The sequence below is a fragment of the Acinetobacter sp. A47 genome (genome assembly GCF_000805455.1).
Lineage (GTDB): Bacteria > Pseudomonadota > Gammaproteobacteria > Pseudomonadales > Moraxellaceae > Acinetobacter.
In genome coordinates this window covers 359,023-373,745 of record NZ_JSUS01000032.1, presented here as the reverse complement: position 1 = coordinate 373,745, position 14,723 = coordinate 359,023, and the positions used below count along the sequence as shown (strand labels likewise).

Below are 14,723 nucleotides of genomic sequence, written 5' to 3'. Positions count from 1 at the left end.
TTACCTTTTTATTTGTGTCGATCGTTCGGCTAACCAGGTGGTTAATGTTGGCCAGAACTCGATAGAGCTGTTTTGGCTGGACATTAAACCCAAATGTCCACCCGGGATAAGAGTAAACGTGACATCCTGACTACTTGTCAACCGGGTCAATGGAAATGCAGACTCGGCAGTCACCAGCTGATCTCCCTTGCCAGCACCGACAAGCAGGGAACAATGAATATTCTTGAGTTCAATGGTTTTGTTCTTGAGGCGGATCGCACCATGTTTTAAAGGGTTTTGTAGCCAGACATTAAACAGCATGTCCTGATTGACCCCACCTGGGTAATCAATCATATTATTCAAGAAGTGACTGAGTGTGGCATCTTCCTGTACCAGCTTCAAATTATCCAGATTTTTTAATAACTGGATATTGCCGTCAATCCAGCCTTTAGGGTCTAACAGCTTGAATCCCAAAGAATTAAGGAAGCCCGGTGAATGGATCATCAGTTTGGGTAAACGGTTATAGACATAGTCTTTAATGGTTGCATTACGGCTGGTGAGATAAGCCAGCGTTTTATACAGCTTGCCGATATAACCTGATGCATAGCTGTCGATTGGACTGCCTAAGACCACCAGATTTTTCACCACACTCGGTTGATGGCGTGCGGTATACAGCGTGACAAAAATACCGGCCATACTCCAGCCATGTAATGAAATTTTCTCAGATTTGGCATGTTGCTGAATGGCTTCAATACATTTTGGAATAAACTTATCAATAAAAGATAGAAAGTTAACCTGATAGTTTTTATAAGTGAGTTTACCCCAGTCAACCAGATAGACATCAAACCCACTGTCCTGAAAATGTTTGACCAATGAACGGTAAGGATACAGATCATAAATATCCATATTAATCGCTAAGGGCGCAACAAAAACCAGTGGTTCCTTATAACGCTTATGCGCTGAAGCGTAGAAGCGGACACGGGTCTGTTTGAATTGGGCAATCACCTGATAAGGGGTAGATTGGGACAACACCAGTTTGTCTGCATCGAATACGCGCATAGCCAGATGTTTAAGATTTATTTTTTGCTGTTCCATAAGCGATTTCATCTTATAAAGTCTCATCATGAGTCAAGATTGCACGAAGTCTAAGCGATAATTTCATCTTACGCCTTGACCTTAAATACCCTAGGCGATCAAAATATTGGCACTTTTCGACATTATGATCATAAGGCATACAAAACGATGAATCCAAGCGATGATTTAGAATACCAACTAGAAACACTGGCAATTCGCACAGGGCATGATCGTACCTCTGAGGGTGAGCATAGCGAGCCAATCTTTTTAACCTCATCATTTGTATGTGAAAGCGCAGCTGATGCGGCTGCAAAGTTTTCAGGACAAATTGCCGGCAACACCTATTCACGCTATACCAATCCGACCGTACAGGCTTTTGAAAAACGTCTGGCGGTTATGGACGGTGCAGAACGTGCAGTGGCAACCAGTTCGGGTATGGCAGCGGTACATGCAATGTGCATGGCTTATCTAAAGGCTGGTGATCATGTCATCTGTTCCCGTGCCGTGTTTGGTTCAATCATTGCCTTGTTTGAAAAATATGTTGCAAAGTTTGCAGTAGAAGTAACCTTTGTTGATCTGGGTGATCTTGACGGCTGGAAGAAGGCGATTCGTCCGAATACCCGTATCCTGTTTATCGAAACGCCGTCCAATCCGTTGGCGCAAGTCGGTGATATGCAGGCGATTGCAGATATCGCCCATGCCAATGGGGCTTTGTTTGCTGTCGATAACTGTTTCTGTACCCCGGTATTGCAGCAACCGATCAAGTTTGGTGCCGATCTGGTATTGTATTCAGCAACCAAATATATCGATGGTCAAGGGCGTGCGCTTGGCGGTGCAGTGGTTGGCAAGCATGACTTGCTTGAAGAAATTAATGGTGTAATTCGTACCCTGGGTAATTCAATGAGTCCATTTAATGCATGGATCTTCTTGAAAGGGCTGGAAACACTGAGCATCCGTATGAAAGCCCACTGTGAAAGTGCTCAAAAACTGGCTGAATGGTTACACCAGCACGAAAAAGTGGAAAAAGTCTATTATGCCGGTTTGCCAGATCATCCTGGACATGAACTCGCGAAAAAACAACAAAAGGGTTTTGGCGGTGTCGTATCCTTTGTGGTAAAAGGCGAGCGTACCGGTGCCTGGACCGTGATTGACAACACCCGTTTCTTATCTATTACCAGTAATCTGGGTGACGTTAAGTCAACAATTACACATCCGGCGACCACCTCGCATGGTAGAATGTCGGCTGAAGCTAAACAAGCTGCAGGAATTGAAGAAGGCTTGATTCGTGTGTCTGTTGGTTTAGAAGACATTGATGATATTATTCGCGACTTGTCACGCGGATTAGATTTAATTTAACGAGAGAAAGTTATGAACATTAATATGCTCATGCAGCAAGCTCAGCGCATGCAAAAAGATATGGAATCCAACCTGAAAAAAGCCAAAGAAGAGCTTGCAAAAACTGAAGTTCATGCAGAAGCTGGCGGTGGTCTGGTGAAAGTGACGATGACTTGCCGCAATGTGGTTAAGCGTATCGAAATTAGTCCTGAACTGTTACAGGATGAAGCAGACATGATTGAAGATCTGATTGCCGCAGCAATGAATGATGCTGCACGTCAGGCGGAAGCCATTTCAGAAGAAAAACTTCAGGCTGCCAATTCGGGTATGGGCTTGCCACCTGGTTTGTCTGGCTTATTTTAAATCCCTCCCAGCCTCCCTTTTTTTAGGGAGGTGTTCTCCTCTTCATTGAAGAGGGGTTAGGGGAGATTATGAGAGTGAATTTGTGTTTAGTGAACGATTTGAACAGCTGGTTCAGGCATTACGGATCTTGCCGAGTGTCGGTCCGAAATCAGCACAGCGTATGGCATTGCATTTATTAATGAAAAACCGTGAAGGTGCCTTTGCATTGTCTTATGCCTTACATGAAGCATCCAGCCATATCCATGAATGCCGAGTATGTCACTCGTTAACAGAACATGATGTTTGTGATATTTGTGCTTCCGTAGAGCGGGATGAGCAGTTGCTGTGCGTGGTTGAATCACCAGCCGATGTCATGGCGATTGAACAAAGTGGCAGTTTCCGTGGTAAATACCATGTTCTGGGTGGACATTTATCACCTTTAGATGGAATAGGCCCAGAAGAAATCGGAATTCCCTATCTGATTCAGCGCCTCAGTGAAGGACAGATTCAGGAAGTGATTCTGGCCACCAATGCCACGGTGGAAGGGCAAGCGACCGCCCACTATCTGGTTGAAGCGACCAAACATTTGCCCATTCAGATGACCCGAATTGCACAGGGTGTGCCTCAAGGTGGCGAGCTGGAATACGTTGATAGTCATACCTTGAGTCAGGCTGTACACAACCGGATGCGCATGAAATAGCAGCTTTCTTGTGCATTTTCGTATATTTATATTAAATTCATGCTGTTAATTTAAACAAATAATTAAATTTTACACGTTGTCTTACATTATCGTAGATCTATTTACGATGATTTGTGGCACTATGAGCAAGCGAAAAGGATTTTCGTTTTTTGATGAAGGGAACAGGAGTAATTTCATGTTTGACATGTGGACTACCGATTAGCTTTATTTTTGTATTTATTTTCAGTTAAGCAAGCGCTGCTTTTTGGCAGTTCTATTGCATATGGTTCTATATTATTTTATTTGAGCACACATGTTTCAGTTTATCCAGCAGCAACCCGATTTAGCTGTTCTCCTTCGTCAGATGGAACAATGTTCCACCTATGCACTTGATACCGAGTTTATTAAGGTCGATACCCTATATCCTAAACTTGGTGTTTTCCAGATCAATTTAAATGGCCAGATTGTGTTACTGGACGGCGCAGCTCTGGATCTGACCGATTTCTGGCCTAAAATTTTTGCAGCACAACAGAACATTTTTCATGCTTGTGGTGAAGATATTGATCTGATCTATCATTATGCAGATCAAAAACCACTGAATAATGTATTTGACACCCAGATTGCAATGGCATTTCTTGGGCATGGCTTGCAGGTCAGCTATCAGAATGCATTAAAAAAGTGTCTCGATATCGAGATTGAAAAAGACCAGACCCGCTCTGACTGGCTGGCCAGACCGCTGACCCAGGAGCAAATGTGTTATGCGGCAAATGACGTGATTTACCTGACCCGACTGGCCGATACCCTGAAAACGGATCTAAAGGCGAAAGGGCTGTATCAATATGTGCTGGAAGATTGCCAGAATCTGACCAAAGAGATTGCAATGGAAACGCCTCTTGCAGAGCTCTATACAGACATTGGCAACTATCGTCATTCACGCCGTGAGTTGATGCAGCTGCAGCAGTTAAGCATCTGGCGCGAACAGATTACCAAGGCCTTAAACCAGCCTCGCAGTTTTATTCTTAAAAATGCCACCATGATCGATCTGGTCGAGAAGAATCCACGCAATAACTTTCAGCTGGCCCAGATTAAAGACATACGTCCCAATGTCGTCCGTGAGCATGGTAAAACCATTCTGGATTTGTTGAAGTTTTTACCTCCCGAAAATGAATGGCCATTGCGTATGGCCCGGCCGGTAAAGAGCAATTCAAAGGAAGTTGCACCAAAAATTGATGCCTTGATTGCCAATGTCGTGCTACAGACCGGTATTCCGAAAGAGATATTGCTGCGTAAAAAATGGATGAATGCTATCTATGAACATGTGGTCTTTCATCTGGACGAGCAGCATTTGCCGGGCTATCTCATGGGATGGCGTTATGACCTGCTGACGCGGCCACTGATTGCCTTGTTACAGGAAGATATTCAATATCTGGCAAACCAGATGAAAGTTGCCCGTTAAAATCGTTATAAAGGAGCCAATAACTGGCTCTTTTTTTTTGTATTGATCAGCTAACTCTATGACGATCCTGTCACGCTGTGTTTGATTATCTCGTCTTGGGGACTGGTTCAAATCAGGGCTGCAATTTGAAATTTTTCTTTGACTGGTATAAATGTACTTAAAAAGGTGATCATTGAGCTGCAACCCTCAGCTGATATGTCGCTTGGAACATCCGGGGTAATGCGTTCAAAAGAGTACACGGCATCCTGTCTGTTTTGTAGCATGGAATGTGACAGCCAGAAATGATGTATGAATTGAAAAGACGACTCTGGCGTTAACAATCCTTAATGTATCCATTTTTATTTTCATGTATGCTGTCTTTGATTGTTAATAGATGTGAGTAAACATGCACTGCGATATTTATAGATCGAGCAAGAAAGATGAAATGTATATGTATATTGCTCGTCCAAATTATCCTGATGACAAGGAACCTGAGAATCCATTTGAAGGTGTTCCGGAAGCCGTTTTACAAGCGTTTGGTAAAGCCACGTTTGTTATGCATTTAGAACTTCACAATGAGCGTAAACTTGCACGTGTCAACGTTCTGCATGTTTTAGATTCATTGCAAACCAAGGGCTTTTTTATTCAGATGCCGCCAGAGGGATTAATCAATCCGCATGCGGTAGAACCAGAGGGCTTACGCGGTGCTTGAAACGTTAACAGCAATTTGGTCGAATATTCTTTCGGTACTGGATCAGTTTCCTGAAGAAAATGTAGCGATCATTGTTTATGTTACGGGGACAATAATTGCATTGTGGTGCTGGTATCGTTTGATGTCACGCCTGCCAAATCCAGTCGGGGGAATCCTGTGGATTGTGGCGTTTGCAGTTCTTGCTACGCCGTCTATTTCAGAAGGTCCGAACTCAGCCTTGGCACCTGCCATTTTTGGCTTGATTTTCGGTGTTCTGACCAAGGAACAAGTCTTGATCTGGTCAAACTTATCACTGATTTTATTTGTCATTGGTATTGGCTTGCTTATGGGCTTCTGCTGGTCAAAATACACTGCAAATAAAACTGCACGTTCAGTTTAGATACTAAGTTAAATATAGAAAAATAAGGTTTTTAAATGTCTGCTGATACACAACACTTCGCGGGTACAGATCAATATATCGCGACCGATAGCTTAAAACTTGCAGTGAAAGCTGCACGTGCCCTACAAAAGCCATTGCTGGTTAAAGGCGAGCCGGGTACAGGGAAAACCTTGCTGGCAGAACAGGTTGCTGCCAGTCTGGGTTTAAAGCTGATTACCTGGCATATCAAATCGACCACCAAAGCCCAGCAAGGCCTGTATGAGTATGATGCCGTTTCGCGTTTGCGTGATAGCCAGCTCGGTGATGATCGTGTCTACGACATTAAAAACTACATCAAGCCGGGTAAATTGTGGGAAGCATTTACCAGCGAAGAGCGTTGTGTATTGTTAATTGATGAAATTGACAAGGCGGATATCGAGTTTCCGAATGACTTGCTGCATGAACTCGACAAAATGTCGTTTTATGTCTATGAGACGGGTGAAACCATTACCGCCACACAACGCCCGATCGTGATTATTACCTCGAATAATGAGAAGGAGCTGCCAGATGCATTCTTGCGTCGCTGTTTCTTCCATTATATCGAGTTCCCGGACGAAGCAACCATGCGTGACATTATTGCTGTCCATTTCCCGAATATTTCAACAACTCTGGTCAATGAGGCATTACAGGTTTTCTTTAAATTACGTGATGTTCCAAACCTGAAGAAACCTCCTTCAACCTCGGAGCTGATCGACTGGCTAAGCCTGCTCATGGCAGATGATATGCCGGAAGATGTCTTGCGTAACCACGACAAAACAAAAGCCATTCCACCATTGTATGGTGCCCTGATCAAAAATGAACAGGATGTGCAGTTGCTTGAACGTCTAGCCTTTATGTCACGCCGTTAAGAGTGTTTAGCAATGTTTGTGCGACTGTTTTACACCTTACGCAAATATGGCGTACCGGTTACGACACGTGAGCTCATCGATCTCAATCAGGCTGTTGCTTCAGGACTTGTGTTTGCAGATCAGAACGAGTTCTATCAGTTGGCGAAAACGGTGCTGGTCAAAGACGAACGCTTTTTTGACAAGTTTGATCGCGCCATCAAAGATTATTTTGATGGTATCGACACCTTTGATCTGGATGAATTGCTGAAACAGGTTCACAAACTACCGAAAGACTGGTTTGACCTTGAGCTGCTGGAAAAGCATCTGACGCCTGAACAACGTGCAGAACTGCAAAAGGCCGGTTCGCTGGAAGAGCTGATGAAAATGCTGGAAGAGCGTTTGCGTGAACAGCATAAGAAGCATCAGGGCGGCAACCGTATGATTGGTACAGGAGGGACTTCACCTTTTGGTGCCTTTGGTGATCATCCGGAAGGTGTCAGGATTGGCGGGCCCGGGCGTAAACGTTCGGCGGTAAAAGTCTGGGAGCAACGTAAATACCAGAATCTGGACGATGATCAGGTGCTGGGAACCCGCCAGATGCAAATTGCCTTGCGCCGTTTACGCAAGTTTGCCCGTCAGGGAGCGGCTGAAGAACTGGATGTCGATGGCACCATCCGTGAAACCGCCAAACAGGGTATTCTGGATGTACAACTGGTACCGGAGCGTCGTAACCGCATTAAGGTGTTGATGCTGTTTGATGTTGGCGGCTCAATGGATGCCTATATCGCTGAATGCGAAAAGCTGTTTAGTGCAGCCAAATCCGAGTTTAAAACGCTGGAATATTTCTATTTCCATAACTGCCTGTATGACTATGTCTGGAAGGACAATCACCGTCGTAGTGCAACCCGCATGAATACCTGGGATCTGTTGCATACTTATGGCCGTGACTATCGGGTGATTGTGGTGGGTGATGCCAGTATGGCGCCGTATGAGTTAAAGTCGGTCGGTGGCTCGGTTGAGTATATGAATGATGAAGCGGGTGAAGTGTGGCTGAGACGTTTACGCCAGCATTTCGATAAAACTGCCTGGTTAAATCCTGAAATGGAAGGCTATTGGCATTACACCCAGACCATTAACTGGATTAAAGACATTTTTGAAAATCATATGTTTCCGATGACGCTGAAAGGCATTGAAGACATGACACGCTACTTATCGCGTTAATATTTATATTCAGACGACAACTTTATAAAAACAGGAATAATGATGGAACATCAAATCAATGGGGTTGCTTTACCCGATGAAGCAGGTTTCTTTGGCAATTTTGGCGGTCAGTTTATTCCACCTCACTTAAAAGAGGCCATGGATGAGATCAATGCGGCTTATGAGGAGATTCGCCATACGGCCGAGTTTCAGGACGAGCTGAATGACCTATTCAAAAATTATGTCGGTCGACCAAGCCCATTGTTTTATGCCAAGCGGTTATCTGAACAACTGGGTGGTGCACAGATTTATCTGAAACGTGAAGACTTAAACCATACTGGTGCGCATAAGATCAATCACTGCTTAGGTGAAGCTTTACTTGCCAAGTATATGGGCAAAACCAAAGTCATTGCCGAGACAGGCGCAGGACAGCACGGTGTAGCACTGGCAACGGCCTGTGCGCTGGTTGGTATACCATGTGAAATTCATATGGGACAAGTGGATATCGAAAAAGAGCATCCCAATGTCGTAAAGATGAAAATATTGGGTGCAAAACTGGTTTCGGTGACTCAAGGGACAGCCACTTTAAAAGATGCAGTCGATAGTGCTTTTGAAGAGTATTTAAAAGATCCGAAAAATTACCTGTATGCCATTGGTTCAGTGGTGGGGCCACACCCGTTTCCTAAAATGGTACGCGATTTTCAGTCGATTATTGGCAAGGAAATCAAACAACAATCCAATGCGCATTTTGGCCAGAATCCGGATTATGTAGTGGCTTGTGTCGGTGGTGGTTCCAATGCGATTGGTGCATTTACCGCATTTCTAAATGAAAGCGGGGTGAAACTGGTGGGCGTTGAGCCAGCTGGACATGGACTGGATACCGATAAGCACTCTGCTACCTTGACGCTAGGCAAACCGGGCCAGATTCACGGGATGGCATGTTATGTACTGGAAGATGAACAAGGCGAGCCGTTACCAGTGCATTCCATTGCTTCAGGTCTGGATTATCCCGGTGTCGGGCCACAACATAGTTTCCTGAAGGAGCTGGGCCGTGTGCACTATGACACCGCAACAGATCAGGAATGTCTTGATGCGTTTATGACACTTTCACGTGTGGAAGGGATTGTACCGGCACTGGAAAGCTCACATGCCGTGGCATGGGCTTTACGTGAAGCACCGAATATGGACAAGAACATCAAGATTGTGGTTAACCTTTCGGGCCGTGGTGATAAGGACTCGGACTATGTGGCAGAAAAATTAGGCTTATAAGCTTTTTTCTGGCGATTAGGCTGTAAAAGACCGCTTCTTGTAGAGAGGCGGTTTTTTTATTGTTAAATCAATCTTAATCCCGTTAGAATAAAGCGTTTTGCAATTAGCACTTTTGGAGACGCCTAAGTGGAGCGACCTACAATCAGCCCTGAACATTTACAAGAAGCGGCTGAAAACCTAGTTACCATCCGAGATTTTGTCCGTTTTGGTGTAACCGCACTTCGTCAATATGATGCACACTTAGGTCAGGGTACTCAGGATTACTTTGCAGAAAGCTCTGCCTTGGTGCTACAGACCCTGTTACTTGAGTGGAATGCGGATGCCGAGATTTTAGATGCCAAGTTATTGCCAAGTGAAAAAGCTGAATTTTTAAGTTTGCTGGAACGTCGTATCAATGATCGTATTCCAACTTCATATTTGCTGAATCTGGCTTATTTCTTCAATAAACCATTTTATGTTGATGAGCGCGTGCTGATTCCACGTTCACCGATTGCCGAGTTGATCGAACAGCGTTTTGCACCATACTGCCTTGATGAAAATGGCCGTATGCTGGAAGCCTTAAATAACCTGCCTGAAAATAACAATCCGAAAACACCACAACGTATTCTGGATATGTGCACAGGTTCTGGTTGTATCGCGATTGCCTTGGCATATGCGTATCCGGATGCCGAGGTTGATGCCACTGATATTTCCAAAGAAGCACTGGAAGTTGCCTCAATCAATACCGAGCATCACGACAAGCAATATCAGGTCGCTTTGCTTGAGTCTGATCTGTTCTCGAAAATTCCTGCTGAAAATCAATATGACCTGATTGTCAGCAATCCGCCTTATGTTGATGCTGAAGATATGGCAGATTTGCCAGAAGAATTCCTGCATGAGCCAGAGCTTGCGCTGGCGGCAGGTCAGGATGGCCTGGATCTAGTCCGTAAAATGCTTGCTCAGGCAGCTGATTATCTGACGGAAGATGGCTTGATTGTGATTGAAGTGGGTAACTCTGAATGGGCAATGCGCCAGAACTTCAACACAGTTGACTTCCATTGGCTGACTTTCCAGAAAGGTGGTTCTGGTATTTTTGCCTTAACTGCTGAACAATGCCGTCGTTATAAAGAATTATTTCAGCAATCCGTACAAAATTAAGGGGCGATAAAACATGGCAGGGAATAGTATTGGGCAACTGTTTCGGGTGACGACCTGTGGTGAATCACATGGTGCTGGCTTGATGGCAATTGTCGATGGAGTGCCGCCGGGTCTTGAGCTTTGTGAAGCCGATTTGCAAAAAGATCTTGATCGCCGTAAACCGGGAACATCGAAGTTTGCAACGCAACGTAAAGAGCCAGATCAGGTGGAGATTATCTCGGGTATGTTTGAAGGTAAAACCACAGGCACATCAATCGGTTTGTTGATCCGAAACACCGATCAGAAATCCAAAGACTACGGCAATATTGCCCAAACATTCCGTCCGGGCCATGCGGACTATACCTATACACAAAAATACGGCTTCCGTGACTATCGTGGTGGTGGCCGTTCAAGTGCGCGTGAAACCGCCATGCGTGTTGCTGCGGGTGCGATTGCCAAGAAATATCTTGCTGAAAAGTTTGGTATCGAAATTCGTGGACATGTCACCCAAATTGGTAATGAAGTTGCAGAAAAACTGGATTGGGCGGAAGTGCCGAATAATCCGTTCTTCTGTGGCGATGTGGATGCCGTTCCACGCTTTGAGCAGCTGGTAACGTCCTTGCGTGAACAAGGCACCAGTTGTGGGGCCAAACTCGAAATCGTAGCTGAAAAAGTGCCTGTAGGTTGGGGTGAGCCTGTATTTGATCGTCTAGATGCTGATATTGCCCATGCCATGATGAGTATTAATGCGGTTAAAGGCGTTGAGATTGGGGACGGTTTTGCTGTTGCGGGACAGTTTGGTCATGAAACCCGGGATGAACTGACCACAGAGGGCTTCCTTGCCAACCATGCCGGTGGTATTCTGGGCGGGATTTCCAGTGGCCAGACCATTCGTGTTGCAATTGCCTTGAAACCGACTGCAAGTATTACCACACCGGGTAAAACCATTACCATTGACCGGGAAAATACCGATGTACTGACTAAAGGTCGTCATGATCCATGTGTGGGCGTACGTGCCACCCCAATTGCTGAAGCCATGCTGGCGATTGTGTTAATGGATCACTTTTTAAGACATCGTGCACAAAACGCCGATGTGGTTGCACCATTTAAACCGATCGAACCTTAATATCAAAAAGATTAAACCACACAAATAATTTATTATATGTGTGGTTTAAGTCTCATTATCATTCAGTTTAAAATTAAAGTAATTTAACCTGTATTTAATAATATATATCCATTATAAAGTTTCAGAAATTATATTATTTGATGTGGCAATATGATACTGATTCCGGCCATTACTTTTTGCGATATATAAAGCATGATCTGCCTGTGCAATAAAATCAGAAAGGCTGTCGTTTAAACCGGGTGTCATGGTTGCGACACCGACACTGATGGTCACATGCTTGGAGACATGACTCCGGGGATGCACAATCCCGATATTATTGACCAGTTCCATGAGTCGTTGAACCTGTACCACCGCCTGTTCACGATCAGTCATGGCAAATAGCAGCAGAAATTCTTCACCACCATAACGCGCTGCAAGATCGCCGCTACGTGAGGCAATTGAACCCAGCATGATCGCAATTCGCCGTAAGCATTGATCTCCCTGTATATGGCCCAGAGTGTCGTTGTAGAGCTTAAAGAAGTCGATATCAATCATCATGATGGTAATCGGCATGCCGTGGCGTGTGGCGCGTTTCCATTCATTTTCGAGCACTTCATCCAGATAACGGCGGTTGGCCAGACCGGTCAGGGCATCCTGCTGGGACAGAATGGACAACTGCTGCGCCTGTCGCATCAGCTCCAGACGGTTGAGCTCGATCATGCAGTTTTGCAGATAGTTTTCACGGTGTTGCCGGTCGGTGGCATAGGCAAGTGCCATGCCGAGAAAGCTGCTGAAAGTATAGGTCCGGTTCAGGAAGGTCCAGTCGATTGCACCACTGAGCCAGGTACTGGCAATAATCCCGATCAGACCACCAACCCAGCCTGCAATAATTGCCGTATAGAAGCGCATTCCCACAAAGCCATAGATGATGACCACGGCATACATCATGGCGGCATGGAACAGTACATTGTTCTGTCCTTGCTCCAGTACGTTAATCAGGGTAAACGAAATGGCCACGGCGCCCATGGAGCCGATACAGACATAGTGGTCAAACCATTTGTTCATCATGGGCAGGAAAGACAGCATCCAGGCCAGGGTAATAATGATCCCGACCCAGCCATAGGTTGCCATCCAGGTGATGCGCAGGTCTGTAGGAAGCACCTGATAGATACCGAAGCTTAGGAATAGATATAAACCTAAAATAATAGGGGCGCGATAACGGAACTCATGCGCAGCCTCATTTCTGTACTGATCACGATAGATCACTTCTAATTCTTTAGGAAACCAAACTAAATTTAGCCCGCGAGAAATTAACAAGTCGATTTGTTCTTGTCCCAATATATTGGAAGCTTTCAACTTCATCTTGTCTCTCAACACTCCCAAAAATGTTCTTATAAATGTCAAAATAGGGATTATTTTTTTACTACGTTACACTGATTTAAGGGGAATGTGTATTAGATTATAAAAAAATATTAATTTTTAAATAATAAGCATTGCCTAATATAATGATTCAAGTTTAAATTAGATTCAAGAAATAAAAAGCTGTTACAAATTAAACGGCAATCGATTGTATTCTGGTGGTATAGGGATACAGTTTATAAAAAAGCATCAATCATGGACAATGGTTGAATTAGGTCATACGAAATAGGATGCATCGCAATGACTGCTATGAATCAATATGGAACAAAACTGGAAATCACCCCTCACTCCGGATGGGCGCAGCAGTTCTGGGATGAACTGTTACCTTCAAAAGAACGAGTGAGTAAACATCCGTTATTTCTGGATATGGCAAATGGCTCATTAAGTCTGGAATGTTTTCGTTCCGCCTTACTGAATTTTTATCCCTTGGTTGCTCATTTTCCTTCCTATATGGCCGGTACACTGGCCAAGGCAACTTCATTTGAGCTGGATGGCGTGACCGAAACCCGAGACTGGCTCATCCAGAATATCAAGGTGGAAGAACGGCATTTAAACTGGTATCAGGACTGGGCAGGGGGATTTGGTCTGACTGTTGAGATGCTGAACAATGCCAGACCGCCTGTTGCCATGAATGCGGTGAATCATTTTTTATGGGATATCAACTTTAGAGGGACGCTGGCCGAGAGTATTGCTGCAACCAATCTTGCAATTGAGTGGGCAACAGGTGACTGGACCATTCAGGTGTACAAGGGAATTCAGGCTTATACCCAGCATCCGGAAGTTCATATTAATAAACGCTCTCTGGCCTGGTTAAGGGCACATGCACATTATGATGATCTGCATCCTTATGAAGCAATGGAGTTGATCAAGCGGTTATGTGATAAAGATCCCGGATTGCAACGCAAGGCTTTTCTGGCTGCCCAGGAAGGTCTGGCATATTATGAACTGGCTTTAGATGAGTGTTATAAACTACAGCATAAAAACTAAAGTCATTTTCTAAATAAAAACTGCTATGGCGTTGGGGGACACATAGCAGTTTTTTTATAGCCAGATTATTTCAGAGGTTGCATCTGGTCGTCAAAATCTTCCAGTAAAGGAAATTGGAGCGCCTGTAGCTCGTCAATATGAGTGATATAGTGCTCAAAATCAGTTAACAGTTTCTGTCGGTCTTCATGGCTGATATAAGGTACATGATAGGCGATAAAAGGGGGTAACACCTCAAAGCCAGCATAGGCCAGGGTGCCACGCTGGATGGGTGAAAGATAGTGTTCGATTGGCCCATGAATCGTGTTTTCGCCGAACATATGGCTGCGGCCACCCAAGGTGAGACAGAGCATGGCTTTTTTTCCACGCATGCCGCCGTGGTTATAAAAGCGTTTACCGCCATAGAACAGCCCTGATACAAATACACGGTCAATCCAGCCCTTTAAAATGGCAGGCACGGAAGTCCAGTATAAGGGAAAGCTGAGTAACAACAGGTCGGCACGCTGAACTTTTTCAATCTCGTTCTGGATATCTGACGCGAATTTTTGATGTTTAAGGGCATGGCGCTGTTCCAATGCATAATTCAGGTAATCAGGCTGGTTTAGGCTTTCAAAATCGGCTTGGGAGGCCACTGGATTAAAATTCATTGCATACAGGTCAGAAAGCTCGACAGTATGGCCAGCTTTTTCAAATGTTTCCTGTGCTTTATGCTTGAGTGCAGTGGTAAATGACAGGTTTTCCGGATGAGCATGAACAATCAGTATATTCATTGGTAAGTCACATTCATAAACACATATTAGATAAACAACTATGCCGAAAAGCTTAAAAA

At 44.6% G+C, this 14,723-nt stretch carries 15 protein-coding genes; 12 read left to right on the top strand and 3 right to left on the bottom strand.

Features of this window, described 5'->3' with window-relative positions; all coding sequences use genetic code 11:
* Positions 1 to 1,086 carry an alpha/beta fold hydrolase gene (locus tag OC23_RS08290; RefSeq protein ID WP_038344109.1) on the bottom strand — a complete coding sequence of 362 codons (1,086 nt, stop codon included), beginning with the start codon at positions 1,084 to 1,086 and terminating at the stop codon, positions 1 to 3.
* Positions 1,087 to 1,221: 135 nt separating this feature from the next.
* On the opposite strand from OC23_RS08290, the gene OC23_RS08285 reads away from it, so the two are divergent.
* The 11 genes from OC23_RS08285 (at position 1,222) to aroC (ending at position 11,512) form a co-directional block, all read left to right on the top strand.
* Positions 1,222 to 2,409, top strand: a complete 1,188-nt coding sequence (locus OC23_RS08285) for an O-succinylhomoserine sulfhydrylase (RefSeq protein ID WP_038344108.1) — start codon at positions 1,222 to 1,224, stop codon at positions 2,407 to 2,409.
* A 12-nt stretch (positions 2,410 to 2,421) separates the two neighbouring features.
* Positions 2,422 to 2,751, top strand: a complete 330-nt coding sequence (locus OC23_RS08280; protein ID WP_038344107.1) for a YbaB/EbfC family nucleoid-associated protein — start codon at positions 2,422 to 2,424, stop codon at positions 2,749 to 2,751.
* An 82-nt stretch (positions 2,752 to 2,833) separates the two neighbouring features.
* A complete protein-coding gene (recR, locus tag OC23_RS08275; RefSeq protein ID WP_038344106.1) occupies positions 2,834 to 3,430 on the top strand; it encodes a recombination mediator RecR in 597 nt (198 codons plus the stop codon).
* A 292-nt stretch (positions 3,431 to 3,722) separates the two neighbouring features.
* On the top strand, positions 3,723 to 4,865 hold the full coding sequence (locus OC23_RS08270; protein ID WP_038344105.1) for a ribonuclease D: 1,143 nt from the start codon (positions 3,723 to 3,725) through the stop codon (positions 4,863 to 4,865).
* Between the two features lie 385 nt (positions 4,866 to 5,250).
* Positions 5,251 to 5,556, top strand: a complete 306-nt coding sequence (locus OC23_RS08265; RefSeq protein ID WP_038344104.1) for a YcgL domain-containing protein — start codon at positions 5,251 to 5,253, stop codon at positions 5,554 to 5,556.
* The gene (locus OC23_RS08260; RefSeq protein WP_038344103.1) at positions 5,549 to 5,935 is read left to right on the top strand and encodes a hypothetical protein; all 387 of its coding nucleotides are present in this window, start codon (positions 5,549 to 5,551) and stop codon (positions 5,933 to 5,935) included. Before OC23_RS08265 ends, OC23_RS08260 begins: the two co-directional genes overlap by 8 nt.
* 35 nt (positions 5,936 to 5,970) lie before the next feature.
* Complete coding sequence (locus tag OC23_RS08255) at positions 5,971 to 6,822, top strand: AAA family ATPase (RefSeq protein ID WP_038344102.1); 852 nt, start codon at positions 5,971 to 5,973, stop codon at positions 6,820 to 6,822.
* A 12-nt stretch (positions 6,823 to 6,834) separates the two neighbouring features.
* Positions 6,835 to 8,022, top strand: a complete 1,188-nt coding sequence (locus OC23_RS08250; protein WP_038344101.1) for a vWA domain-containing protein — start codon at positions 6,835 to 6,837, stop codon at positions 8,020 to 8,022.
* 42 nt (positions 8,023 to 8,064) lie between these two features.
* A complete protein-coding gene (gene trpB, locus OC23_RS08245) occupies positions 8,065 to 9,270 on the top strand; it encodes a tryptophan synthase subunit beta (protein ID WP_038344100.1) in 1,206 nt (401 codons plus the stop codon).
* A gap of 126 nt (positions 9,271 to 9,396) precedes the next feature.
* Positions 9,397 to 10,407, top strand: coding sequence for a 50S ribosomal protein L3 N(5)-glutamine methyltransferase (gene prmB, locus OC23_RS08240; RefSeq protein WP_038344099.1), 1,011 nt, complete (start codon positions 9,397 to 9,399; stop codon positions 10,405 to 10,407).
* A gap of 13 nt (positions 10,408 to 10,420) precedes the next feature.
* Complete coding sequence (gene aroC / locus OC23_RS08235) at positions 10,421 to 11,512, top strand: chorismate synthase (RefSeq protein ID WP_038344098.1); 1,092 nt, start codon at positions 10,421 to 10,423, stop codon at positions 11,510 to 11,512.
* A gap of 111 nt (positions 11,513 to 11,623) precedes the next feature.
* On the opposite strand, the gene OC23_RS08230 is transcribed toward aroC, so the two are convergent.
* On the bottom strand, positions 11,624 to 12,853 hold the full coding sequence (locus OC23_RS08230; protein ID WP_038344097.1) for a GGDEF domain-containing protein: 1,230 nt from the start codon (positions 12,851 to 12,853) through the stop codon (positions 11,624 to 11,626).
* Positions 12,854 to 13,150: 297 nt separating this feature from the next.
* Between OC23_RS08230 and OC23_RS08225 the strand changes: the two genes are divergently transcribed.
* Entirely contained in the window at positions 13,151 to 13,897 is a 747-nt protein-coding gene (locus OC23_RS08225) for a TenA family transcriptional regulator (RefSeq protein ID WP_038344096.1), read from the top strand.
* A 65-nt stretch (positions 13,898 to 13,962) separates the two neighbouring features.
* Here the strand turns inward: OC23_RS08225 and OC23_RS08220 are convergent, their stop codons facing one another.
* Positions 13,963 to 14,664 carry an NAD(P)H-dependent oxidoreductase gene (locus tag OC23_RS08220; RefSeq protein WP_038344095.1) on the bottom strand — a complete coding sequence of 234 codons (702 nt, stop codon included), beginning with the start codon at positions 14,662 to 14,664 and terminating at the stop codon, positions 13,963 to 13,965.
* Positions 14,665 to 14,723 lie beyond the last annotated feature (59 nt).

What these genes read in the sequence shown, in the direction of transcription:
- OC23_RS08280 (WP_038344107.1), top strand. Translation starts at nt 2,422, where the DNA reads ATGAACATTAATATGCTCATGCAGCAAGCTCAGCGCATGCAAAAAGAT.
- OC23_RS08225 (WP_038344096.1), top strand. Translation starts at nt 13,151, where the DNA reads ATGACTGCTATGAATCAATATGGAACAAAACTGGAAATCACCCCTCAC.
- OC23_RS08290 (WP_038344109.1), bottom strand. Translation starts at nt 1,086, where the DNA reads ATGAAATCGCTTATGGAACAGCAAAAAATAAATCTTAAACATCTGGCT.
- OC23_RS08230 (WP_038344097.1), bottom strand. Translation starts at nt 12,853, where the DNA reads ATGAAGTTGAAAGCTTCCAATATATTGGGACAAGAACAAATCGACTTG.
- OC23_RS08220 (WP_038344095.1), bottom strand. Translation starts at nt 14,664, where the DNA reads ATGAATATACTGATTGTTCATGCTCATCCGGAAAACCTGTCATTTACC.
- trpB (WP_038344100.1), top strand. Translation starts at nt 8,065, where the DNA reads ATGGAACATCAAATCAATGGGGTTGCTTTACCCGATGAAGCAGGTTTC.
- OC23_RS08250 (WP_038344101.1), top strand. Translation starts at nt 6,835, where the DNA reads ATGTTTGTGCGACTGTTTTACACCTTACGCAAATATGGCGTACCGGTT.
- OC23_RS08285 (WP_038344108.1), top strand. Translation starts at nt 1,222, where the DNA reads ATGAATCCAAGCGATGATTTAGAATACCAACTAGAAACACTGGCAATT.
- aroC (WP_038344098.1), top strand. Translation starts at nt 10,421, where the DNA reads ATGGCAGGGAATAGTATTGGGCAACTGTTTCGGGTGACGACCTGTGGT.
- OC23_RS08255 (WP_038344102.1), top strand. Translation starts at nt 5,971, where the DNA reads ATGTCTGCTGATACACAACACTTCGCGGGTACAGATCAATATATCGCG.
- OC23_RS08265 (WP_038344104.1), top strand. Translation starts at nt 5,251, where the DNA reads ATGCACTGCGATATTTATAGATCGAGCAAGAAAGATGAAATGTATATG.
- OC23_RS08270 (WP_038344105.1), top strand. Translation starts at nt 3,723, where the DNA reads ATGTTTCAGTTTATCCAGCAGCAACCCGATTTAGCTGTTCTCCTTCGT.